This is a genomic window from Microvirga sp. VF16 (assembly GCF_016864375.1).
GTDB lineage: Bacteria > Pseudomonadota > Alphaproteobacteria > Rhizobiales > Beijerinckiaceae > Microvirga.
The window spans coordinates 118,453-142,462 of the sequence record NZ_CP069356.1 but is presented as its reverse complement, the minus strand read 5'-3'; the positions used below and the strand labels follow the sequence as shown (position 1 = coordinate 142,462).

17 protein-coding genes and 4 pseudogenes are annotated in these 24,010 nt (G+C 62.2%); 8 read left to right on the top strand and 13 right to left on the bottom strand.

Annotation, left to right across the window (positions count from 1 at the left end; translation table 11 throughout):
* The first annotated feature begins 8 nt into the window (after positions 1-8).
* Complete coding sequence (locus JO965_RS32830) at positions 9-3,215, top strand: efflux RND transporter permease subunit (protein ID WP_203446222.1); 3,207 nt, start codon at positions 9-11, stop codon at positions 3,213-3,215.
* A 191-nt stretch (positions 3,216-3,406) separates the two neighbouring features.
* Positions 3,407-3,754, top strand: a complete 348-nt coding sequence (locus tag JO965_RS32825) for a hypothetical protein (protein WP_203446221.1) — start codon at positions 3,407-3,409, stop codon at positions 3,752-3,754.
* A gap of 20 nt (positions 3,755-3,774) precedes the next feature.
* On the opposite strand, the gene JO965_RS32820 is transcribed toward JO965_RS32825, so the two are convergent.
* Complete coding sequence (locus tag JO965_RS32820; protein ID WP_203446220.1) at positions 3,775-4,365, bottom strand: TetR/AcrR family transcriptional regulator; 591 nt, start codon at positions 4,363-4,365, stop codon at positions 3,775-3,777.
* 278 nt (positions 4,366-4,643) lie between these two features.
* Here JO965_RS32820 and JO965_RS32815 point away from each other — a divergent pair.
* Positions 4,644-4,847: pseudogene (locus tag JO965_RS32815) on the top strand (IS110 family transposase); the annotation flags it as partial.
* 253 nt (positions 4,848-5,100) lie between these two features.
* On the opposite strand, the gene pgi reads toward JO965_RS32815, so the two are convergent.
* From pgi to JO965_RS32770, 9 genes are all read right to left on the bottom strand, one after another.
* Positions 5,101-6,795, bottom strand: coding sequence for a glucose-6-phosphate isomerase (gene pgi, locus JO965_RS32810; protein ID WP_203446218.1), 1,695 nt, complete (start codon positions 6,793-6,795; stop codon positions 5,101-5,103).
* A gap of 666 nt (positions 6,796-7,461) precedes the next feature.
* Positions 7,462-7,614, bottom strand: coding sequence for a hypothetical protein (locus JO965_RS32805; RefSeq protein ID WP_203446217.1), 153 nt, complete (start codon positions 7,612-7,614; stop codon positions 7,462-7,464).
* Positions 7,615-7,731: 117 nt separating this feature from the next.
* On the bottom strand, positions 7,732-8,379 hold the full coding sequence (locus tag JO965_RS32800) for a bifunctional 4-hydroxy-2-oxoglutarate aldolase/2-dehydro-3-deoxy-phosphogluconate aldolase (protein ID WP_203446216.1): 648 nt from the start codon (positions 8,377-8,379) through the stop codon (positions 7,732-7,734).
* 77 nt (positions 8,380-8,456) lie between these two features.
* A complete protein-coding gene (gene edd, locus JO965_RS32795) occupies positions 8,457-10,295 on the bottom strand; it encodes a phosphogluconate dehydratase (protein ID WP_203446215.1) in 1,839 nt (612 codons plus the stop codon).
* 8 nt (positions 10,296-10,303) lie between these two features.
* On the bottom strand, positions 10,304-10,990 hold the full coding sequence (locus JO965_RS32790) for a 6-phosphogluconolactonase (protein WP_203446214.1): 687 nt from the start codon (positions 10,988-10,990) through the stop codon (positions 10,304-10,306).
* Positions 10,987-12,468 (bottom strand): glucose-6-phosphate dehydrogenase, encoded by a 1,482-nt coding sequence (gene zwf, locus JO965_RS32785; protein ID WP_203446213.1) that lies wholly within the window; start codon positions 12,466-12,468, stop codon positions 10,987-10,989. Before zwf ends, JO965_RS32790 begins: the two co-directional genes overlap by 4 nt.
* 133 nt (positions 12,469-12,601) lie before the next feature.
* Entirely contained in the window at positions 12,602-13,531 is a 930-nt protein-coding gene (locus JO965_RS32780) for an ABC transporter substrate-binding protein (RefSeq protein ID WP_203446212.1), read from the bottom strand.
* A gap of 72 nt (positions 13,532-13,603) precedes the next feature.
* The gene (locus tag JO965_RS32775) at positions 13,604-14,632 is read right to left on the bottom strand and encodes a ribose ABC transporter permease (RefSeq protein ID WP_203446657.1); all 1,029 of its coding nucleotides are present in this window, start codon (positions 14,630-14,632) and stop codon (positions 13,604-13,606) included.
* A gap of 32 nt (positions 14,633-14,664) precedes the next feature.
* On the bottom strand, positions 14,665-16,203 hold the full coding sequence (locus tag JO965_RS32770; protein WP_203446211.1) for a sugar ABC transporter ATP-binding protein: 1,539 nt from the start codon (positions 16,201-16,203) through the stop codon (positions 14,665-14,667).
* 262 nt (positions 16,204-16,465) lie between these two features.
* Between JO965_RS32770 and JO965_RS32765 the strand changes: the two genes are divergently transcribed.
* Positions 16,466-17,707, top strand: a complete 1,242-nt coding sequence (locus tag JO965_RS32765; RefSeq protein ID WP_203446210.1) for an ROK family transcriptional regulator — start codon at positions 16,466-16,468, stop codon at positions 17,705-17,707.
* A 75-nt stretch (positions 17,708-17,782) separates the two neighbouring features.
* The gene (locus JO965_RS32760; protein WP_203446209.1) at positions 17,783-18,805 is read left to right on the top strand and encodes a carbohydrate kinase; all 1,023 of its coding nucleotides are present in this window, start codon (positions 17,783-17,785) and stop codon (positions 18,803-18,805) included.
* Between the two features lie 3 nt (positions 18,806-18,808).
* On the opposite strand, the pseudogene JO965_RS48395 reads toward JO965_RS32760, so the two are convergent.
* From JO965_RS48395 to JO965_RS32750, 3 genes and pseudogenes are all read right to left on the bottom strand, one after another.
* Positions 18,809-18,982, bottom strand: a pseudogene (locus tag JO965_RS48395) (IS110 family transposase); the annotation flags it as partial.
* Positions 18,983-19,163: 181 nt separating this feature from the next.
* Positions 19,164-20,186 (bottom strand): IS481 family transposase, encoded by a 1,023-nt coding sequence (locus JO965_RS32755; RefSeq protein ID WP_203446656.1) that lies wholly within the window; start codon positions 20,184-20,186, stop codon positions 19,164-19,166.
* Positions 20,187-20,246: 60 nt separating this feature from the next.
* On the bottom strand, positions 20,247-20,555 hold the full coding sequence (locus tag JO965_RS32750) for an IS6 family transposase (RefSeq protein WP_203446768.1): 309 nt from the start codon (positions 20,553-20,555) through the stop codon (positions 20,247-20,249).
* Positions 20,556-20,594: 39 nt separating this feature from the next.
* Between JO965_RS32750 and JO965_RS32745 the strand changes: the two are divergent.
* The 3 genes and pseudogenes from JO965_RS32745 to JO965_RS32735 form a co-directional block, all read left to right on the top strand.
* Positions 20,595-21,122, top strand: a pseudogene (locus JO965_RS32745) (transposase); the annotation flags it as partial.
* A gap of 245 nt (positions 21,123-21,367) precedes the next feature.
* A pseudogene (locus tag JO965_RS32740) lies at positions 21,368-21,874 on the top strand (tyrosine-type recombinase/integrase); the annotation flags it as partial.
* A 329-nt stretch (positions 21,875-22,203) separates the two neighbouring features.
* Positions 22,204-23,949 carry a HAMP domain-containing protein gene (locus JO965_RS32735; RefSeq protein WP_203446208.1) on the top strand — a complete coding sequence of 582 codons (1,746 nt, stop codon included), beginning with the start codon at positions 22,204-22,206 and terminating at the stop codon, positions 23,947-23,949.
* Positions 23,950-24,010: the final 61 nt, after the last annotated feature.

The following is a 24,010-nucleotide window of genomic DNA, read 5'->3' as shown; positions in this document are numbered from 1 at the left end:
CCGACGCCATGAACATCTCCCGCTTCTTCATCGATCGCCCAGTCTTTGCCGGGGTTTTGTCGGTGCTCATCTTCGTGGTCGGACTGCTGGCCCTGCGGATCCTGCCGATCTCGGAATACCCCGAGGTCGTGCCGCCGCAGGTGGTCGTCCGAGCGCAGTATCCAGGCGCGAATCCAAAGGTCATCTCTGAGACCGTGGCCGCCCCGATCGAGGAGGCCATCAACGGGGTCGAAGACATGCTCTACATGGGCAGCCAGGCGACCACGGACGGTGTGCTGACGCTGACCGTGACTTTCGCCCTCGGCACCGATCCCGACAAGGCGCAACAGCTCGTCCAGAACCGGGTGTCACAGGCCGAGCCCCGGCTGCCTGAGGAGGTGCGGCGCTTGGGCGTCACCACCGTGAAGAGCTCACCTGATCTCATGATGGTCGTGCACCTGCTCTCCCCTGACAGCCGCTATGACGTCACCTACCTGCGCAACTACGCGGCGCTCAACGTCAAGGACCGGCTCGCCCGCATCCAGGGCGTCGGGCAGGTCCAGCTGTTCGGAGCCGGCGATTATTCCATGCGCGTCTGGCTCGACCCGCAGAAGATTGCCGAACATGGTCTCTCCGCCGGCGACGTCGTCAACGAGATCCGGGCCCAGAATGTGCAAGCAGCAGCAGGCGTCGTTGGCGCTTCGCCGGGTCTGCCGGGAATCGATCATCAATTGTCGATCAATGCGCAGGGCCGCCTTCAGGATGAGGAGCAGTTCGGCGACATCATTGTCAAAACTGGTGCGAACGGGGAGATTACCCGCTTGCGCGACATCGCCCGCATCGAGTTGGGTGCCGCCGACTACGCCCTGCGGTCTCTTCTAAATAACAAGCCGGCCGTGGCGATTCCGGTCCTGCAGGCGCCGGGATCGAACGCCATCGAGATCGCCGACAAGGTTCGCGCCGAGATGGCGGACATCAAGGCCAACATGCCGGAAGGTATCGACTTCCAGATCGTCTACGACACGACCCAGTTCGTGCGGGCATCGATCAATGCGGTGGTCCACACGCTGCTTGAGGCCGTGCTCCTGGTGGTGCTCGTGGTGGTTCTGTTCCTGCAGACCTGGCGGGCGTCCATCATCCCGCTTGCCGCCGTTCCGGTCTCGATCGTCGGCACGTTCGCGGTTCTGCATGTCCTGGGCTTCTCCATCAATGCCCTGAGCCTGTTCGGCCTGGTGCTGGCCATCGGTATCGTGGTCGATGATGCCATCGTGGTGGTCGAGAATGTGGAGCGGAATATCGAGAAGGGGCTGAGCCCCCGGCAGGCGACCTATCGGGCCATGCAGGAGGTCTCCGGGCCGATCGTCGCCATCGCGCTGGTGCTGGTCGCCGTGTTTATCCCGCTGGCGTTCATCAGCGGACTGACCGGGCAGTTCTACAGGCAGTTCGCCGTTACCATCGCAATCTCGACGGTGATCTCCGCGATCAACTCGCTGACCCTGTCGCCCGCCCTAGCAGCCCTTCTCCTGCGCGATCACCAGGCGCCGAGGGACCGGCTCACTCGGCTCATCGACACGCTGTTCGGCTGGCTGTTCCGGCGCTTCAATGCTGTTTTTCATCGCGGGTCCAGTGCCTATGGTACTGGCGTGCGGCGGGCGATCTCGACGAAGGCTCTGATGCTGGTCGTCTATGTCGCCCTGCTGGGCGCGACGGGTTTCCTGTTCAAGACCGTGCCGGGCGGCTTCGTACCCGGGCAGGACAAGCAGTATCTGGTCGGCTTCGCCCAGCTGCCGGACGCTGCCACCCTCGACCGGACAGAGGACGTCATCCGGCAGATGACGGATATTGGGCTAAAGCACCCCGGCGTTGAGAACGCCGTTGCGTTTCCGGGTCTGTCGATCAATGGGTTCACCAACAGTTCGAATGCAGGCATCGTGTTCCTGACGCTCAAGCCATTTGAGCAACGTCAGGACCCGAGCCTCGCGGCTGGAGCAATCGCAGGTCAGCTGAACCAGCAGTTCGCCGCCATCTCGGAGGCCGTGATCGCGATGTTTCCGCCCCCGCCGGTGCAGGGTCTGGGCACGATCGGCGGCTTCAAGCTGCAGATCGAGGATCAGGCCGGCCTCGGCTACGAGGTGCTCGACCGGGCCACGAAGGAGTTTCTGGCCAAGGCTACGGCAGCGCCCGAACTTGCGGGGCTGTTCTCGAGCTACTCGATCAACGTTCCCCAGCTCTACGCGGATGTCGATCGCGCCAAGGCGCGTCAGCTTGGGGTTCCGGTCTCCGATGTATTCAGCACACTCCAGATCTATCTCGGCTCGGTCTACGTGAACGACTTCAACAAGTTCGGCCGGACCTACTCCGTGCGCGTCCAGGCGGATGCTCCCTTCCGGGCGCGTGCCGAGGACGTCGGCTACCTCAAGGTTCGGTCGATCTCGGGCGAGATGGTTCCGCTGACAGCCCTGCTGAGCATCCAGCCGAGCGTGGGACCGGAGCGCGCCATGCGCTACAACGGCTTCCTGTCGGCCGACGTCAACGGACAGTCGGCCCCGGGGTATTCGTCCGGCCAAGCGCAGGCAGCGGTCGAGCGGATCGCGGCCGAGACCCTGCCGAAGGGCTTCAGGGCCGAGTGGACCGAGCTGACCTACCAAGAGATCCTGGCTGGCAACTCGGCGATCCTGGTCTTTCCGATTGCCATCCTGCTCGTCTTCCTGGTGCTGGCAGCGCAGTACGAGAGCCTGACCCTTCCAGTGTCGATCATCTTGATCGTGCCACTGGCGTTGCTTGCTGCTTTGGCCGGTGTGTGGCTGACCGCAGGCGATAACAACGTGTTCACCCAGATCGGGCTCATCGTCTTGGTCGGCCTCTCCGCCAAGAACGCGATCCTGATCGTGGAGTTCGCCCGTGAGCTCGAGTTCGAGGGGCGCACTCCCGTAGAAGCGGCGATCGAGGCCAGTCGACTGCGTCTGCGGCCGATCCTGATGACCTCGCTTGCGTTCATCATGGGCGTCGTGCCGCTGGTGGTGTCGACGGGCGCCGGCGCCGAGATGCGAGCTGCGATGGGTGTGGCCGTGTTCTCAGGCATGATCGGCGTGACGGCATTCGGCCTGTTCTTCACGCCAGTCTTCTATGTCTTGGTGCGCCGGTTGGCGGGGAACCGCCATCTTCAACATGAGCCTGAACCTGTCGCACCGGGTCCGATTGCGAATGCGCACCCGGTGAAGGAAATGGCGAGCTGATCAAATGCATGGGACGCTGCTTGAGCCGGCGCCCCTCTGCCAATCCTGCCCAAATAACGGAACGCCATTCATGGATCGATTTGGAAGAAGCCTCAGACTTGCTGTGGCGTCTGCACTGCTGCTCGTCATGAGCACACTATCGGAAAGCGAAGGCCGAAGAAGACTACCGAATTACGAATGATGTTGTTCTGATGGACGTGCGTGTCTCGCCTGCAAAGGAGAAGAGACAGACGCACATTACACTCGTAATGGAGAACCGAAGCGCGGAACGGATTTTGTTCGAAGGAATAACGGTCACAGCCGCCCGCCGCTCCCGGATCGTCGCGTCCCTTGGCAACGGAGCGACGACAACACTGGACTCGATTCCTGTCGCTCCCGGCGAGATCCTCTCAGCAGACGGAGAGGCGCTTTGGGTCGAAGTTGACGGTCTGGTCAGTCTTGCACCCGGCGGTATGATCGAGGCTACCATAAACTTTGAGACGATCGTCATTCCGATCAGCCTCACGGTTAATCATGACAGCAAACCCTCCAGCTGGTAGGCGCAGGAGCAATCCAGCCTTCACCGCAGCACAGTCGGCCAACCCCGTAGAGCGAAGTCTACCACACGATGGAGTTCCTCACGCGAGGCCCCCGATGCCGCCTTGACCGCCATTCCAAGGCCGATGGACACGACATAGCGCGCCCAATCAACCGGACCCTCGTCCTTAGGAAAATCGCCGTTGGAACGTGCCTGCTCGAGACGATCTCGCAGGTTGTTCTCGTTCACCATCCGGCGCGCGATGAGCTCCTCGCGGATGGCTTCACTCGCCTCGCTGCAGGCCACGGCTCCGTTTACGCCAAGACAGCCGGGAGGGTTCATGGGATCGGTCAGCACATCGGCATAACCGCGCAGGAGCCGCTCGACCGCCTCCCGAGCCGTCGGCGCCTGAAGAGCCTCGTGCGCGAAGCACAGGTGCTGGCGCTCGTAGAGGTCGAGGGTCTGGCGGAAGAGGTCCTCCTTGTTGCCGAACGCGGCATAAAGGCTGGGGCGAGTGATGCCCATGGCATCCGTAAGGTCAGAGATAGAAGTCCCCTCGTAGCCCTGGCGTCGGAAGACCTGAAGCGCGATGTGCAATGCCTCGTCAGGATTGAATTCGCGGTGGCGGCCCATGGTTCTCCCATTCCTCCACTGGAATGCTACGCTGTTGCCAACGTGACAATAAATTATACCAATCAGTATGATAATGGTTTTCCCTGAGCTTTCAAGGTCTTAATCTTCGGGCAATCTGATTGAATGAGAGCGCTTGGGGATGTCACATTAACTGAGTATAGCCGCGGAGCCGCTCAACGAGGTCGACTTTTGCACAGGCCAAGTCGTTGATTTCTCCCGGCGCGCGATTTTTCCTTGACGAGTATAGGGCAGCATTCCCCGTTAATGTGACATCTCCAGCGCACGCGGCGCTCTACAGCATGAAGTCGGCCAAGACCAGGACGGCCCTGGCTGACTGGGCCCGGTCGCGGCTGGCCAAGAAGCCATTCAAGGTGGTCGCCGTCGCCTTGGCCAACAAGATCGCCCGGATCGCCTGGGCGGTGATGGCCAGGAGCACGGCTTACGAGCCCGGGAGCAAGGGAGCGGCCGCGCCGGCGGCATAGACGGCCCGTTCAGACGATTCGCCCCTCGAGGCAACCCAGTTGGCACGGTGATGATGAGATGATGTGAAGCCACAGCGGATATGGACCGCCGGATCTGGAAAGCCCGTGGCGTTGTCTGGCGTCAGCCCAGCGCGATAATGTGAGAGGGACCAGCTTCAGCGTAAAACATCAGGGCCTGCGGTCATGCAGCACCGCGTTCAAAGGCCGGAGACATGACCGCATCCGCCCCGCTAGGCCCAAACGTCGTCAACAATCACATTGCCAAACGGGCGCCATCCAGACATGACGTCCCCGCCCGTCTAACTCTCTCTCTGCGGAGACGCTTGATGGAATTGATCAGGCCGTTCGTCGAGCTATCGTGGGACGTCACATCCTCGGCCGTCCGAAGTTCCGGCAGGATCCGGGAGGCGAGTTCCTTGCCGAGTTCGACTCCCCACTGATCGTAGCTGTTGATCTCCCAGATGATGCCCTGGACGAAGATCTTGTGCTCGTAGAGAGCAATAAGAGATCCGAGGCAGTGCGGCGTCAGCTTCCGGTAGAGCAATGAAGTCGTCGGCCTGTTGCCCTCGAACACCTTGTGCGGCAGTAGCGCCTCGAGGGCCTCGCCCGATATGCCCTTCTTCTCGAGCTCCGCTCTGGCCTCCCTTTCGGTCTTGCCGAAGGCGAGCGCCTCCGTCTGTGCGAGGAAGTTGGCGAGCAGCTTGTCATGGTGGTCACCAAGCGGCGTCTGGCTCTGCGCGGCGGCGAGGAAATCGGCCGGAACCAGCTCCGTGCCCTGGTGGAGCAACTGATAGAACGCATGCTGGCCGTTGGTGCCCGGCTCGCCCCAAACCACAGGTCCCGTCAGGTAGTCCACTCGGCTGCCGTTCCGGCGCACGAACTTGCCGTTGCTCTCCATGTCCCCCTGCTGGAAATAAGCCGCAAAGCGATGCAGATGCTGGTCGTAGGGCAGCAAGGCCAGCGTCGAGGCGCCGAGGAAGTTGCGGTACCAGATGCCGAGTAGGCTCATGACAACCGGCATGTTCTGCTCGAGCGGAGCGCTGCGGAAGTGCTCGTCCATGGCATTGGCGCCCCCGAGCAGTTCCACAAACTGGTCGAACCCAACCGCGAGCGCGATCGGCAGGCCGATGGCCGACCACAAGCTGTAGCGGCCACCAACCCAGTCCCAGAACTCGAACATGTTGGCCATGGCGATGCCAAACCGCGACACTTCGGCCGCGTTGGTCGAGACAGCGACGAAGTGCTTGGCGACGGCGTCCTCCCCGAGTGCAGCGGTCAGCCACGCCCGCGCGCTGGCGGCATTGGTCATCGTCTCCTGGGTGGTGAAGGTCTTCGACGCCACGATGAACAGCGTGCGCGCCGGATCAAGACCCGCGAGCGTGTGGACGAGATGTGCCCCGTCGACGTTGGACACGAAGTGAGTCCGAAGGTCCGGGCGCTGATAGGGTTTTAGGGCTTCGCAGACCATCAGCGGGCCAAGGTCGGAGCCCCCGATGCCGATATTCACGAAATCCGTGATGGTCTCGCCGGTCGCCCCGCGCCAGTCGCCACTCCTCACGCGCTCGCAGAAGAGTCGCATCCTCTTCAGGACCGCCTCCACGCCCGGCATGACATCGGCGCCCTCGAACAGAATCGGGCGGCCGGAGCGGTTGCGCAGCGCCACGTGCAGAACGGCGCGATTTTCAGTGGAGTTGATCTTCTCGCCGGCAAACATCCTGTCCCGCCAGCCTTCCACGTTGGCAAACCGCGCGAGGTCGAACAGAAGCTGCATGGTTTCAGTCGTGATCCGGTGCTTGGAATAGTCGAGCAGGATATCGCCGAGCTGAAGCGAGAATCGGGTGAAGCGTTCAGGGTCCTGCGCGAACAGGTCACGCAGATGCTGCCCGCCCATGGCTGCGGAATGCACCTGGAGCGCCTGCCAGGCAGGTGAGGCGGTCACTGTTGTCATGGGTCTCTCCTCTCGATCGTCATCGTTTCGCTACTTGCTTGGGCCAAGCCGGGCGGGCGACAGGGATCGCATGCGATGGAGATGATCACGCTGCCGGTGAAGACGGCTAGCCAGATCTTCAGGGCTTGTGTTCCAGAGTATCTCAACTTGTCTTGGCTGAAGCAGCGTTATTCTTGAGGCCCGCCAATCCCGTGGCCGACTGGATGTATCACTCTCGGAGATGTTCGCAGCACTACCTTGGCCTCTTGGACGGTGCTTGTCTTGCTGGCCCATCCATCCCGCCATCATTGACATCCTGGCCGTGCTGGTTGCCCTGGAGCGTGGTCTGGAACAGATCCGATCGCCGCAGCGGGGCAAGAAGTGCGTGCGCGAAAAGCGGTCCAACACATGAGATGCCATTATGCCTCATCGAGCGGATGGATGCTGTTCCCGGATGTGAGGAAGTGGCTCTGATCGGTTAGATGGCCTTCATGATCGTACTTGTACCAGCCGTTGTGTTGGATCCCATCCTCAGAGTCTAAGGCTTGATAGCTCTCGTAACGGGCTACGAAGCGCCCATCGGCGCCAGACTCGCGATGCTCCCAGTGCACCTCCATGAGGACGCCACCGCGGCTGCGCGTTTTGACCTGCTTGAGCGAATGATGGGGCGGGATCCGGAATGCGTGTTCAAAGCATAGCATTGGCTTGACCAGGGGTATGCCGCAATTTGCTGATCAGATCGTCAGCGGCCGATGTCGTGAGGCCCCAAGCGACGGCCTTAGTCTCCACGTAGACCGTAAAAGTGCCGTCTTGAGTGGGCTTCTTGGTGATGCGCAACATCAATTGTGCTCCTCATGGGGTTTCAGTTTTGCGACACCATGGTCGTGGACCGGCAGCTATTTCGAAGACGGACTCCATTCGAACGGCCCAGGGGCCGGTGACGGATGTAGGCGGCCGTCATTGGATTGCACTGTTCTTGAGACGCAGGGTCGCCCGCGCCAATTCCGTGATCCGCTGCCAATCGCCGTCGCGGATTGCCTCGCGTGGTGCGAGCCAGGAGCCGCCCACGCAGACCACGTTCGACAGCGCAAGATAGCGCCGGGCTTTCTCCGGATCGATGCCGCCGGTCGGGCAGAAGTGGGCGGCGGGCAGGGGCGAGGCCAGCGCGCTCAGCAGGGCGATGCCGCCTGCCGCCTCGGCAGGAAACAGTTTCATGTAGGTGTAACCGCGCTCAAGGATGGCCATGACCTCGCTGGCCGTCGCCGCTCCTGGCAGGAGCGGGACCGGCGAACCCGCGGCGGCATCGAGCAAGGTCGGAGTGGCGCCGGGGCTCACGGCAAAGGCCGCGCCTGTTGTGACAACGTCCTCCAGTTGGGCCGGCGTGAGAACGGTTCCGGCACCGACAACGGCGTCGGGAACTTCATCGCGGATGCGCCGGATCGCTTCGAGCGCCACCTCCGTTCTCAGGGTGATCTCGAGCACGTTCACGCCGCCGGCCACGAGGGCTCGTGCGAGCGGCACGGCATGAGCGACATCTTCGATCATGATGACCGGGATGACAGCGACCTGGCTCAGGATGGTCGCAATCGCGCTGTTGTCCGGCATGACGGTTCTCCGTTGCTGGCTTCGAGGCCGTTGGCTCCGGCCTCTCGTTCATGGTCGATCAGGATCGAGGGATCACGTCACGCGACTTCCGACCAAAACGTGGCGGCGCCGAGATCGGCCCGGCCGACACTTGCGCGGAAGACCGAGAAAAGGTCTCGACCTAGGGACGCGGTAGCGGCCGCCGAGTTGGACCGGGCCGGCACCCGCGCCATGAGCCTTGCGGCGTCCACGGCAAGCTCCAACCGGCCAGTGGCGGCATCGATCGTGATCAGATCTCCGTCCTGGATCAGACCGATCGGCCCTCCGCTTTCCGCCTCCGGCGTCACATGGAGCGCGCTGAGGATCTTGCCCGAGGCGCCCGACAGACGACCGTCGGTCAAGAGAGAGACGCGCAGGCCGCGGTTCTCCAGGACACCGAGGGCCGGCATCAGGCTGTGGAGTTCCGGCATGCCATTCGCCTTCGGGCCCTGCTGGCGCACGACGATGACCACGTCGCGGTCGAACTGGTTGGCCTTGAAGGCCTCCATGAACTGCTCCTGGCTCTCGAACACGCGGGCGGGCGCCGTCAGGGCAAGACGGTCGGAGCGCACGGCCGATGTCTTGACCACGGCGCGTCCCAGATTGCCCGTCAGCAGCGCCAGGCCGCCATTCGCCTGGAACGGATTGTCGATGGTGCGCAGGATCGACGGCTCGAGTGGCTCATCCGCCACATCCCGATAGGCGAGCCGGCCGCTGTCGAGCCACGGCTCGCGGGCATAGGCCGCAAGATCGTGTCCGGCCACGGTCTCGATCTCGCGGAACAGAAGCCCGCCGCGCAGCAATGCGCGGATCACGAAGGCGATGCTGCCGGCCCCGTGGAACTGGTTCACATCCGCCGGACCGTTGGGATAGATCCGCGCCAGGAGCGGCACCACGGTGGCAAGATCAGAGAAGTCCTCCCAGGTGATCACGAGCCCGGCCGCGCGGGCCATGGCGACCAAGTGTAGCAGATGGTTGGTGGAGCCGCCGGTCGCATGCAGGCCCACAATGGCGTTCACGAAAGCCTTCGGGCCCAGACGCTCGCCGATGCCGCGTACGCCCTGCGGCGCCCGAACGGCGTCGACGGACAGGCGCACGGCCGCGCGGGTGAGCGCATCGCGCAGCGGCGTGCCGGGCGGAACGAAGGCTGCCCCTGGAACATGCAGACCCATGATCTCCATCATCATCTGGTTCGAGTTGGCGGTGCCGTAGAAGGTGCAGGTGCCCGGCGCGTGGTAGCTCTTCATCTCGGAGGCGAGCAGCGCATCGCGCCCAACTTCGCCACTGGCATAGGCTTGGCGCACGCGCGTCTTCTCGTCGTTCGACAACCCCGTCGGCATCGGACCGGCCGGCACGAATACCGTCGGCAGATGGCCGCAGGAGAGCGCCCCCATGACGAGGCCCGGCACGATCTTGTCGCAGACCCCGAGCATGAGCGCGGCATCGAACACGTTGTGCGAGAGCGAGATCGCCGTCGACATCGCGATCACATCGCGCGAGAACAGGGACAGCTCCATGCCCGGCTGGCCTTGCGTGACGCCGTCGCACATGGCCGGCACGCCGCCGGCCACCTGGGCGGTCGCTCCGCGCGTGCGGGCCTCCTCCTTGATCAGGTCTGGATACGTGGCGAACGGCTGGTGGGCAGACAGCATGTCGTTGTACGAGGTCACGATGCCGAGGTTCGGCACGCTGCCTGTGGCCACAGGCATCTTCTCGTGAGCCGAGCAGGCCGCTGCCGCATGAGCGAGGTTGCCGCAGGACAGCTTGCGCCGGGGCGGATGGCTGCGGCGGACCTCTTCGAGGCGGGCGAGGTATTCGCGCCGCAGTTCTCCCGACCGTGCGGCGATGCGGGCTGCGACGTCTTCAAGGACTTGTCCGGTGGGCGCAAACGACATCATGGCAACCTTCATTCAGCATAATAGACGCGAGGCGGAATGCCGTCCTCGAACAGGAGACGGACCGGTGCGGCACCCGGATCGGCCGACGCGAGGGCTCGGGTCAGGGCCGCCAGCTTGTCCTGACCGGCGATCAACAGCGCCTTCCACCGCGCCCTTGTCAGGGGAACCGGCCCAAGGGACAGTCTCGGCTCCAAATTGGCCGGACAGGCAGCGAGCACCGCCGACGCCATCCCTCTCCCGGCTCGATCGAGTCTCCGGTCCCCTGGAAAGAGCGAGGCGATGTGCGCATCCGCCCCCATGCCGACGACCAGGACGTCGAGTGGTCCCAAAGCGCTTACCCGCTCCGCCAAGGCTGTGGCGCCCGCCTCGGGAGACCCGCCGACGGCACGGAGCGGCACGAGGCTGTCTGATGGCAAGGGCAGGCATTGCCGGATCATGCGCTCGTTCGAGCGGGGATCGTCCGGCGGAACATCCCGCTCATCCGTCGGGACGACCGTGATGATATCCCAGGGCAGATCATGCTGCCCCAATCGTGTCAGGAATTCCCGTGGCGTCGTCCCACCCGGCACGGCAAGGGTCGCCCGCCCCCGTTCGCTGACCGCCTGCCGGAGGACGCGCGCGACGTCGTCCGCCAAGCGCTGCGAAACCTGCCGCAGGTCGGGCCCACGGACGAAGTCGACCGCGGCCTCGATCACCCCTGGGCCTCCGGCTCGGCCCAGCTGCGGCCGTCGCGCTCGATCATGCCGACCGCCTGCGACGGTCCGAAGGTGCCGGCCGCATAGCGGTGCGGCGTGGCGTAATGCTCGCTCCAACCCTCGATGATCGGGTCCACAAAGCTCCAGGCCGCCTCGACCTCGTCGCGGCGCATGAACAGGGTCTGGTCGCCCCGGATCACGTCGGTCAAAAGGCGTTCGTAAGCATCGGGCGTGCGCTCGCCGAAGGCCGTGTCGTAGCGCAGGTCGAGCATGCGCGGCACCAGCTTGAGGCGGCCGCTGCCCGGCACCTTCATCATGAACTGCAGCTGGACGCCGTCGTCCGGTTGAACCCGGATGACGAGCCGGTTGGGATCGGGATTGCCGCGGAAGATCGAGTGCGGCACGCTCTTGAACGTGACCGCGATCTCGGAGCAGCGTGCCCCCATGCGCTTGCCGGTCCGCAGGTAAATCGGAACCCCGCCCCAGCGCCAGGTGTCGATCTCGCAGCGCAGCGCCGTGAAGGTTTCAGCGCCGCTGTCGCGTCCAAGCTCCTCCGCATAGCCGGGCACCGGCTGGCCCGCGATGGAGCCGGCGGTGTATTGCCCGCGCACGGTGTGGCGCAGCACGTCACGGCCCTGGATGGGCCGCAGCGCCCGCAGGACCCGCACCTTCTCGTCGCGAACCGCGTCGGCATCGAGAGTGTTGGGCGGCTCCATGGCGAACAGGCACAGGAGCTGCAGCACGTGGTTCTGTACCATGTCCCGGAGCGCCCCCACGCGATCGTAGTAGTCGGCGCGTTGTTCCAGCCCGACCGTCTCAGCCACGGTGATCTGAACGTGGTCGATGTCGCGTTGCGACCAGGAGCGCTCGAACAGGCTGTTGGCGAAGCGCAAGACCAGTAGGTTCTGGACCGTTTCCTTGCCGAGGTAGTGGTCGATGCGATAGGTGCGGCTCTCGGCCAAGACCTCGGCGACCGCGTCGTTGATCGCGCGCGCTGACGCCAAGTTCCGGCCGAGGGGCTTTTCCAGGATCAGCCGGCTATCGTGATCGAGCAGGCCTGCGCTCTTGAGCGAGCGGGCGGCCGGGATGAACAGGTCCGGTGGCGTGGCCAGATAAAAGGCGCGTACCCTGCCTGGATCGTCAAGGCAGACGCTCAGATCCGCCATGGAGGCTGGATCGGAGACATCGGCGCGCACATAGCTGAGGCGTGCCAGGAGGCCGTCAACGTCGGATGTCCGCAGACCCTGCTCGGTGAGGCGGGCGGCGGTGCCGGCTTTCAGGCTTTCTTCCGCCTCGCCTGAGCGCACGATTCCCACAATGCGGCTGGCGTCCGGGATCACGCCCTCGGAGATGCGCTGAACCAGGGCGGGGAAGAGCTTGCGGATGGCGAGATCGCCGCTGGCTCCGGCAATTGCCAAATCGAAGGTCGGGACCGGCGTCCGCTCGGGCAGCGGGAGCGTCGAAGAGTGGTGATACATGCGACCTCGTCCAAAAAGGGGCGGACGCTAGCCACAGCCGTGGCATCCGACCTGTTGCAGAGGAATGGCAGCGAAACCACCATATCCAGACAGCCGGGCGTTGTTATGCCCGGCTGCCATGTTTAGCGGCTGATCAGCGGACCGCCTGCCATCCCTTGTACTCATTTACGTTTGCGCGCGTCACGAGCTTCGAGGGGAGGAGAATGACGGTCTGCTCAGGCTTCTTGCCATTGAGGGCTTCGTTGCCGAGACGAACGCCCATCTGGGCCATCACGTAAGGATCCTGGCTTGCGGATGCCTGCACCAGCGTGTTGGCCTTCAGCGTCGACTCGATATCCGGAGCGCCGTCGACGGACGTGATGATGATGTTCGACCGATTCAACTGCTTGGCGGCCAGATCCGAGCCGATCGCCTGCGGATCATTGATGGTGAAAACCGCATCGACCTTCGGGAAGCGGGTGAGGTGTCCCTGCATCACGGCAAGGCCACCATCACGAGACCCCTTGCCGTCCTGATCGCTGGACAGAACCCTGATGCCGGCGGCCGCGCCCAGGACCTTCTTGCATCCATTCACGCGATCGATAACAGCAGAAACCTGGGGTCCGTTCTGGATGATAACGTCGCCCTTTCCACCGAGTTTGTCGACGATGTACTGACAGGCGATCTCGCCAGCCTGGGTATTGTCGGTTGTGACTGTGATGTCAGCGCCTTTGGCTGCCGTGTCGACAGCCACCACCAGGATTCCCGCCGCCTGCGCGCGCTTGATGGCCGGCTCGATCGCATTGGGATCGCCAGGATTGAGCAAGATCATATCGACGCCCGCAGCAATGAAGTTGTCGATTTGGTTGAACTGCTTGTTCAGGTCATAGTCGTAGCCAACCGTGTTGACCTTGACATTCGGGTTGATCTTCTTGGCTTCCGCCTCCGCCCCCTTGGAGAGAGCCACAAAGAACGGATTACCCATCGAGCCCAGCGAGATGCCGATCGACTTGAGCTCCTTGGCCGATGCACCCCCCGCCGACAAGGCGATGATGGCGGCAGCAGTGAGAAGTGCCTTCTTCATGAGTGTCCTCCATATGCTCGGTCGGAAAGTGCTTCCTCGCAGGAGTCGACCGCATCTCGCGCAAGGTGACTGTTAAGTCCGGGCAGAACCGGACAGACGGTAACGATCGAGCGCGACCGCACCGATGATCACGAAGCCCTTGATGATGAACTGCCAGATGTCCGAGACCCCGATCAGGATCAGGCCGTTCGACAGCACGGCGATGATCAAGGCCCCGATGAGAGTGCCCCAGATCGAACCGATGCCGCCAACAAAGCTGGTTCCGCCGAGGATCACGGCCGCGATGGCATCGAGCTCATAGGATTGCCCGAGTTGGACTCCGTTCGCCGCGAAAAGGCGTGCGGCTGACATGACGCCGCCTAACCCCGCCAAGAGACCCGACAGGCCGTATACGAACAGGAGGACGATCCAGACCTTGATCCCGGACAGGCGTGCCGCGTCCGGGTTGCCGCCGACAGCGTAGATATACACACCAAGGACGGTCCGGCGCAGAATGACCCATGACGCGACCACAACCAAAGCCGCGATGACCACGAGCCACGGAATGCCAAAGAGCGTCCCGTTGCCGATAAAGGCAAAGGAGAGGCTTGGGTTGAAGACCGTAGTGTCGTTGCCCATCAATCGGGCCAGGCCTCGAACGGCCGTGAGCGCCCCAAGGGTCACGATGAACGGTGGCAGGCGCAGGAATGCGATGAGAATGCCGTTGGCAAGACCGAGCGCGCCACCGATGAGAAGCGCCGCCGGAATTCCGAGAAGGCCCCAGCTCGGAATGAGCGAAGCATAAATAGCAGCCATCGCCGACGCGGCTAAAACCGAGCCAACCGAAAGATCGATACCGCCTGTCAGGATGACAAAGGTCATTCCGGCCGCGAGAACAGTGTTGATGGCAGCCTGCTGCATGACGATGGCAAGGTTCTGCCAACTCATGAATCGGCCGGTCGACCACGCATCGACGAGACTGCCCGACTCTGAATAACCGGAAAGCAGTTGGAACAGGATCGCGATCAGGATTAGCACCGGCAGCATGCCGAGGGCCTGAACCGTCGTGGCAAACTCCAGACGCATTCCCGGGACTGGTGTTACTGGAGCTGATGAAATCATGGTCATGGCTTCAGTCTTTCGCAAAATGGGCCTTAGGCGGCAATGGCGGCTGCAGATGTCGCGATGGCGATGATGTTTTCCTGAGTGACCGGTAGCCCGTCGGGGCCGCCGACCTCGCCTGCGATGCGCCCTTCGCGCATGACGAGGACACGGTCGCAAACTCCGATAATCTCCGGCAGTTCGGACGAGATTACGATGACGCCGACGCCGGCCTTGGCAAGATCGTCGATCAACCTGTAGATCTCGGATTTCGCGCCGATGTCGACACCGCGGGTCGGCTCGTCGAGGAGGAGCACCCGTGGCTTCGTCTCCAGGAGACGCGATAGAAGCACCTTTTGCTGGTTGCCGCCCGAAAGGCCTCCGACAGATACCGAGGCTGAAGGTGTCCGGATCGCCATGGATTGGATGGCCTGAGTTGCCCGTTCACGTGCGCGCTTTGCATTGAGGAAGCCGCCCGGATGCGCATCCCGGCCGATCACGCCGAGGTTGATGTTGTCCTCGATCGACATATCGAGGAAGAGACCGAGTTGTTTGCGGTCCTCGGTCAAGTAGACGATTCCAGAGCGGATGGCGTCGACCGGACTTTTGATGGCGCAAGGCTGTCCATCCAACGTCAGAGTGCCGGACAGGCGAGCGTCCGCGCCGTAGATCAGACGGGCCAGTTCGGTCCGCCCGGCACCCACCAAGCCTGCAATTCCCAAGACCTCGCCCTCATGCAGGTCGAATGAGTTGTCGAAAACACGACGGCGGTCACCGATGTTGCGAACCGAGAGGATGACCTTACCGCGAGATCCACGGGCGTCATGCTCCTTCTTATAGAACGATGAGAGATCACGCCCGACCATCATCTGAACCACGGCCTCAGGGAGAATATCCTCGCGATCGAGCGTTCCCACATAGGAGCCGTCACGCAGCACTGAAACTCGGTCAGACAATGCGTAGACTTCATTCATGCGGTGGCTGATGTAGACGATGGCAAGCCCATCAGCTCTGAGCTGCCGAACAACGCCGAACAGCTTGTCCGTCTCGCGCTCGGAGAGGGTCGTGGTGGGCTCATCCATGACAAGAATACGGGAATTGGCATGGATGGCGCGCGCGATCTCCACCAGTTGCCGCTCGGCAATCGACAGGTCACGCACAAGAGCGCTCGCCGTGAAGGGAGCGCCCAGACGGCTCAGGACATTATCGGATTGTGCGATCATGGCCTGGCGGTCGACAAAGCCCGCCCGGCGAAGTTCACGGCCCAGATAGATGTTCTCGGCAACGCTGAGGTTGGGAGAGAGCGCCAACTCCTGATAGATAATGGAAATGCCAAGCGCCTTGGCGGCCATCGGCCCCTGAATCTGGACCGGTGCGCCATTGATCAAGATCCCCGATCCTGGATCGGGTATGTAGGCTCCCGCCAGAATCTTCATCAAGGTCGATTTGCCGGCGCCGTTCTCGCCCATGAGCGAGTGGACTTCTCCAGCGCGCAAGTCGAGCGAAACGCCTCGCAGCGCCTTTATGCCTGCAAATGTCTTGGAGATGTTACGCATCTCCAAGAGCGAGTGTCTTACGGTCTCACCCGGCATACTTCCCTCCCAAGGGTCGGGGCGCCCTCTCCGCTGGCGATGTGGCCAGGCCGAGGGTTGTTCTTTTGACCCTAGCCTCACTCCAAAAGAGAGGGTTGTCAATAATTAAATCATTATGAATTATCAATTGACAGGAGCTGCTAGCCTAGCCATTTTCTTTGTGTCTGCCGAAGGGCTGGATTAGAACGGGCCCAGCGACCCGGCTCCCGAAGGTCGCAATTGAAGCGCGCCCAGCCGGGCGAACCGACACCGGACGGCACTGATGGTTTTCGCATCTGGCATGGCTCATACTGCGACCCAGGACAGGGCGAGGGGTAGCAATCTCACGGGTGTCCGCGCCTATAACGAACGCCTGATCCTCTCCCTCGTGCGCCGGCACGAGAACCTATCCAAGGCTGACATCACGCGGGCAACGGGCCTGTCAGCTCAGACTGTCTCCGTAATCGTGCGAGCCCTTGAGGCGGACGGCTTGCTCTTGCGGATGTCGCCGCAGCGGGGTCGGGTCGGCCAGCCCTCCGTTCCTCTCCAAATTGATCCGACCGGTGCATATTCCATCGGCCTCAAGATTGGGCGCCGGAGTGCCAACCTGGTCTTCATGGACTTTGCCGGGACTGTCTGCCGCGAAATTCATTGGGCCTATCCCTATCCAACCCCGGAAGGGTTGCTCACAAAACTTGGCAGCGGCTTGGCGGAAATCACCAAAGGTCTCAGCGATGCGGAACTCCAACGCATTGCCGGGATTGGAGTCGCCACTCCGTACGAGCTTTGGAACTGGACCGAGGCATTGGGCGCGCCACAAGAGGTGCTGGACGCCTGGCGCAATTTCGACATGCAAGCCGAGATCAGCGCCCTGAGTCCCTTCCCCGTTATCGTCTCCAACGATGCCACGGCCGCCTGTGGCGCCGAGCTCACCTTTGGGATCGGGCGCGAGCACCCTGACTTCGTCTATTTCTTCGTTGGCTCCTTCATCGGCGGCGGGATCGTTCTGGGGCGAAGCCTCTATCCCGGCCGCTTTGGCAATGCTGGGGCTGTCGGATCAATGCCCATCCCGTGTTACAAAGGCGCAGGAGTCGGGAGCGCCGGCGGCTCACAGCAACTAATTGCCCTGGCATCTCTGGTGCGCCTTGAGGAGCGTCTTGCGTCCAAGGGCCATGATCCATTGTCGATCTTCCAATCTCCGTCGAAGTGGCAACCCATCGGCCCGTTGCTCGACGAGTGGATCGACGAAGCCGCCTATGGGTTGGCCCACGCCATTGTGGCGTCCGTTTCGGTCATTGATTTCGGAGCGGCGATCATCGATGGTGCCTTTCCTCCAGATGTGTGTCGTCAACTTGTGGCGCGAACACGCGAGCGGATTGCCGAGATCGATCTTCAGGGCCTTTCACCGTTTCAGATTCTTGAGGGCTCCATCGGCGCCAACGCCCGCGCGATCGGAGGAGCCAGTCTGCCGCTCTTCGCGAAATATCTTCTCGATCGCGACGTGCTGTTCAAGGAGGAGGTTTGATGCGCCGAGGCGTCCGGCCCGGGCTCAGACCCCAATCGATTGTCTGCCGATTTCCTAACTGTGTGAGATGCGAGCATGATCCTCGTATGTGGTGAAGCTCTGATCGACCTTTTCGTTCATGACGGTCCATTGGGCTGCCTCAAGACGGAGATCGCCCTTGGCGGGTCGCCCTTCAATGTTGCCATTGCACTGTCGCGCCTCGGCGAACGCTCCTCTTTCTACGGAGGCATTTCGGCTGATCATTTCGGCCGTGCTTTAGCGGAATCGCTAGCATCCGAGGATGTAGATCTCGCCTACGCTGTCCGCTCGGAGCGGCTGACAACGATCAGCGTCGTGGCAACCGATGATACGGGTCATCCGGCCTATTCCTTTCACGGCGAAGGCAAAGCTGATCGTCACGTCACGGAGGCAGATTTGCCGCCAATGCTTCCTGACACCATCGAGGCTATCACGTTCGGCTCGTATACGATGGCTGTTGCGCCGGTCGCGGATGCCTATCTCGCTCTGGCCAGACGGGAGGCGGGACGTCTGACCATCTCGGTTGATCCGAATGTCCGGCGGACAGTGACCCCCGACCTGGAGGAATGGCGTTATCGCTTCGAGGCTTTCCTTCCTTATGCCAATATCGTCAAGGCAAGCGATGAGGATCTTGTTACAGCCTATGGCCCGGACGTCGATGTCGAAGCCCTTGTGCGGAGGTGGCACACAGCTGGCCCCTCACTGATCCTGGTGACACATGGAGCAACCGGCGCAACCGGCTATCTTCGCGGACAGATGCCCGTCGTGGTCCCAGGTCGTAAGGTCGCCGTTGTCGATACCGTTGGAGCGGGAGACACCTTCCATGCGGCTGCCTTGGCCTACCTTGCCAAGATCGGGCGTCTGCCTCATTGCCGGTTTCAGGACCTGACCGTCGCCGAACTGCAGCAGACCCTCCGATATGCAGTTGCGGCATCGTCTATCACCTGCACGCGACAGGGCGCGAATGTCCCAACTGATGCCGAGGTGCAGAGCGTTCTTGGTGAGGAAGGGCCCAAATCTGATCCGGATGCCACTAAGCGCTTTGTGAAGGCTCTTTCAGCCGCATTGATGCTCCTATAGAGGTCAAGAGGTCGAAGGGACCGTCGTGGGATCCCTTCTGGCTCGGCAGAGATAGCCAAAGATCTCCCGTGCGACAAAGCGCTTGAGACAACGAATGATCTCCATCTTGCCTTTACCTTCTGCCGTTCGTCGACGGACATAGTCAAGGGTTAGTGGATGGCTGCGCATCCTGATAATGGTACTGTCAACTTGGCGCCGAACAGACAAAGCTGCCGTCTGGGACGCCATCGAGGCGGTTCACATTAGCCTATAAGGGCAGCACCCGTCGCATCACGCCAAGCGATAGAGGCGCGATCGCGGGCGTCGCGGTACTCGTTGACGGAAACACGGTGACGGCGAAGTTGGAAGTGGTTGTGGATCAGGCTGTGAGTGGCGAGGAACCTTTGGGCATGCCGAACTTGTCTGGATGCGAGACCTCCTTGGCGTGAGCGACGACCTGGAGGGCTTGAGGCAAAGCGTGTGGATCGGGTGGCTTCGCGCGCCGATTGGCCAGCTTCGGCTCAGCGACCAAGCGGCTTCGCACGACCTCGTCCGGTGATCGCCCCTTGAGCACGCGCTGGCGTCTTCTGTTGTAGGCTTGGTTGAAGCCCTTGAGCAGCGTCTCCAGATCCCCATGGCTGTAGATCGTGATGCCGAGCACTTCACGCTGCACCCGTCCATTGAAGCGCTCGGCGAGACCGTTGGTTTGCGGCGTGTAGGGCTTGGTCCTGCGATGCTCCACCTTCAACTGGTGGCAGGCGTCCTCGAAGCCATCAGCGGTAAAGCACGAGCCACGGTCGGTGAGCACGTGGGTGACCTTGAAGGGAAACGCGCGGATCGCTTCTTTGAGGAAGGCAATCGCGCTTATGGCCAGCTCGTCGTCTTTGACGGCCAGGTGCACCCAGCGCGAGCAGCGGTCGATGGCGACATAGAGGAAGCGTTTGCGGCTCTCGCCATTGGCGGTTCTCAGCTTGGGCAGGTGTTTGATGTCCATGTGCACGAAGCCGAGATCGTAGTCCTTGAAGGTGCCGCTCCGGCGCTGGCGCTGCTGCGCCGGTGGCAGGCGGCCTAAGCCTTCAGCCTTGAGGATGCGGTAGACCGCATCACGGTTGAGATGCGGCAGGAAATGCGTGACCACGAAGGTCAGATCGTCGAGCGGAAAGCCGGTGGCCTGCCTCAGGGCGCAGACGATGGCGCGTTCCTCCTCGGTGGCCCTCCAGGGCAGCTTGTGCGGCCGGCTGCTGTGGTCCTGACAGTCTTTGGGGCCGCGCTTGCGCCATTTGCGGACCGTCTCGGTGCTCACACTGAAGCGCTGGGCCAGCACGCCCGTCGGCTCGGATGAGCGGGCAATCTCCTGGCGGACGGCTGGAGTGGTGCGGGCTTGCGGATGAAGGGAGTGCATCATGTCCTCCTGCGATGAGGAGCTCGGCGCCGCAGGCCGTCAAAGCGCCAAGCATACTCCTCAATCGCGCAACGCACTTGGTCCCAACAACGTTCCGCCACCAGACAACTTAATACGAACGAACACCTCGTCCAGAAACCATTTGTCGCCGGGTTGCGGCCGGCGCCGCTTGAGGCTGCTGGCATAGGCGCGCCCGAAGCGCAGGCTCCACTCACGGATGGTCTCGTAGCTGACCACGATGCCTCGCGCCGCGAGGATCAACTCGACTTCGCGTAAGCTCAGGCTGAAGCAGTGATACAACCAGACGGCCTGATTGATGATCTCGGCCGGAAAGCGAAAGCCGCGGTAGAGGTTGGACGTGGTGCTCATGCCCAAGACCCTGCCACAGGCTTCGGGTTAAGCCAACTTGACAGTACCCTGGCCTGCGAGGGCACCGGTGTCGTGCCCTATGTTCCCAAGACGCAGACCTCCGGCAACACCAACCGCGGCCTGTTTACCGGGCAGGACTTCGTCTATGACGTCGAGCATGACCGCTACATCTGCCCGGCCGGCCAGCACCTGACGAAGGGCAAGGTGCGTTCAGATCGGCGGGACACCATCGATCATTACCGCAACCTGACCGCCTGTCCGAGTTGCGTCTTCAAGCCGCGATGCTCGCCAGACACGCACAAGCGGGTGAGGCGCCGGCAGCACGAAGATGTGCTCGACCGGATGCAAGATCGGCTCGAGCGCATGCCAGAGGCCATGCTCATTCGCCGGCAGACGGTGGAGCATCCGTTCGGGACCATCAAGGCCTGGATGGGCAGTACCCATTTCCTGATGAAGACCCTGGAGAAGGTCAAAACCGAGATGAGCCTGCACGTGCTGGCCTACAACCTGAAGCGGATGATCAACATCCTGGGTGTCAGGCCTCTGCTCAAAGCGCTGGCAGCCTGACCTCCCATGCCGGCCAACTCAGGCCAGGGATGTACACGCAAACAGCGGCCATCGCACGTTGCTCGAAATCGCGTTTTCACACGACCTCGGTCACGAGCAGGAGATCGGAGCAAAGTAAGAGACGTCCGGCTTACCTTGGTAAGCTGACGAAGAGTTTGGGAGGTATGCTCAGTCTGGGATTTGTCGGCAGAACGGCCAAGGTTCATTGCGGGGGGCTTCGCTTCAGGAGCACTGCAATGCAAGACATGATCGCTGACCACACTTGCCGAACTACCACACCTTGGGACCGAGGCAAGCTGATTGGACCCAAGCCGCCTCTCAAGGCTAAGGAGATCTGGTCCATTCGGGTCAGACTCCAGGTTGCGCAACGTGTTCGGGATCTGGCTCTGTTTAACCTCGCGCTCGACAGCAAGCTGCGCGCCTGTGACCTCATCGCGCTCCGAGTGGATGATGTGGCGCTCAATGGGCGGGTGCGATCCCGCGCCACCGTGATCCAGCGGAAGACAGGGAGACCCGCTCAGTATGAGATCACGGAGCAGACCCGCGAGGCTGTAGGGCGCTGGCTCAAGAAGAAGGACCTGCATAAGGGCGAGCCGCTGTTTCCAAGCCGGATCAATCGGCAGAGATCCATGACTACGCGCCAGTACGCTCGCCTGCTCGGATCCTGGCTTCGTGCGATTGGGCTGGATCCCTTGGCCTACGGCACACACTCACTGCGGCGGACCAAAGCCTCGATGATCTACCGAAGGACAGTCATGTAAGTTGTCTGGTCGGATTGGGGCCAGAGCAGAAAGAGAATGGCCAGGAGATTCAGGAACGTGACCCCAGGGTGGCGCCTAGTTTAGTGATCGGAAGGCGGAATATGCTCTTCGGATTAAGGTGCCAAGGGCAAAGAATAGTTGCATTCTATAGTGGCAAATTACTGGCATGTTGCCGCCCTTGGCTTCATAATCGCTGGAATACGACAGCTGCGGGTCTAGGGATCTTGATGATCTATTCGCCTTCCGTTTCGACGCACCATGCGATCCCTGCGTTGCCGCCCCAGCGGGTCTTCGGCGAACCCGGCTGAGGCGCATAGATCATGGCCAGGCAGCATCTGCGATTCCGTGGCCTCTTTCAGAAATACTTCCTCGTGCTGTTTCTGGCCGTGGTCATCCCACTCGCAACCAATGGCGTTAGTGAGGCGTGGTTTGGCTATCGCGATCAACGTACGAGGCTCGAGCAGCTTCTGGGTGTCGAGGCGAGGTCAGCGGGAACCAAGATCCAGGGCTTCCTCGACGGCATCACCAATCAGCTGGGCTGGTTGGTTCAACTCCCCTGGACCGGAGAACCGGACGAGAGGCGGCGCATAGATGCCTTGCGTCTGCTGCGACAGGTGCCGGCCATCGTCAGCCTCACCCTGATCGACGGCAATGGTCGCGAACGTCTGTATGTCTCGCGCATAGGCTTGAACCGGAACGAGAGCCGGGTGGACAGCTCCGCCGACGTGGCGGTTGCAGGAGCCCGCTCGGCCGGGCTCTGGTATGGCAAGGTGAGCTACTATCGAGACTCCGAGCCCTACATGACGATCGCGATGTCCGGTAACCGGCCGTCCGTCGGCATGGTTGTCGCCGAGGTGAACCTGAAGCTGATCTGGGACGTGATCGCGGCCATCAGGATCGGACAGACGGGCCACGCCTTCGTGCTTGATGAGCCGGGGCGGCTCGTGGCCCATCCAGACATCAGCCTTGTGCTGCGGGGTGCCGATGAGACCACGCTCGCTCCCTTTCGGGAGATCCGGGAGGCAGTGAGGCGCGCCGGTGCGGATGTGGCAACGAGTCGGAACGCAGCGGGCATAGCCGTTGCGGCGGCCGCCACACCCGTAACGGGCCCCGATTGGACCGTTGTGGTCGAGCAGCCTCTCACCGAAGCCTTCAGGCCGATTTATGCGGCTCTGTGGAGAACGAGCGGGCTTCTTCTCGCCGGTGCCGCCTTCGCAGGCCTGCTGGCCTATGTTCTCGCCAGCCGGATGACCAAGCCGGTCCACTTGCTCGAGGAAGGCACCGAACGCATCGGTGCCGGACAGTTCGACCACCGGATTGAAATCAACACAGGAGACGAACTTCAGCGGCTGGCCGAAAGCTTCAACGCAATGGCGGCCGGACTCGCAGTGTCGCAGGAACGCCAGGAGCGAATTGCCAAACTCAAGCGGTTTCTGGCGCCCCAGGTGGCGGAGCTGGTTGACCGCACGGGCGACGACGACGTGCTCGAAGGCCGCCGCGCCGAGGTGGTGACTGTCTTCTGCGATTTGAGGGGCTTTACGGCTTTCTCGGCAAGAGCGGCTCCCGACGAAGTGATGAGCGTCCTGTCGGAGTACTACCATGCTTTGGGCCAGATAATTACCAAGTATGCGGCCACTCTCACGAGCTTTTCGGGCGATGGGCTGATGTTGCTGATCAACGCCCCTGTTTCCGTCGCCGAGCCGGCACTGCAGGCTGTCGATCTGGCGGTGGAGATGCAGGTGAGCGTGCAGAAACTCATCGTCGACTGGCAGGAGCGAGGCTACCGGATCGGGTTCGGGATGGGACTTGCCATGGGATCGGCCACGGTCGGGCGGATCGGCTACGAGAGCCGGTTCGACTACACCGCCATCGGCAGCGTCGTAAACCTCGCCGCCCGCTTGTGCGCGTCGGCCTCGGATCGCGAGATCCTTGCAGACGCGACGGTTGCGGAAGCGGTTAAGGACAAGCGCACCGTGCACCCGATCGGCATGCGTCTGATCAAGGGCTACGACGAAGAGTTCCTAGTGTACCGCGTAGCCTTCGCTAAGCGGCCTGAAGCTTCTTGATCGCCCCTCCTCTAGGGTCGCTCAAACTGGTTTCGTGAAACGGTTATTGCGGCTATGATGG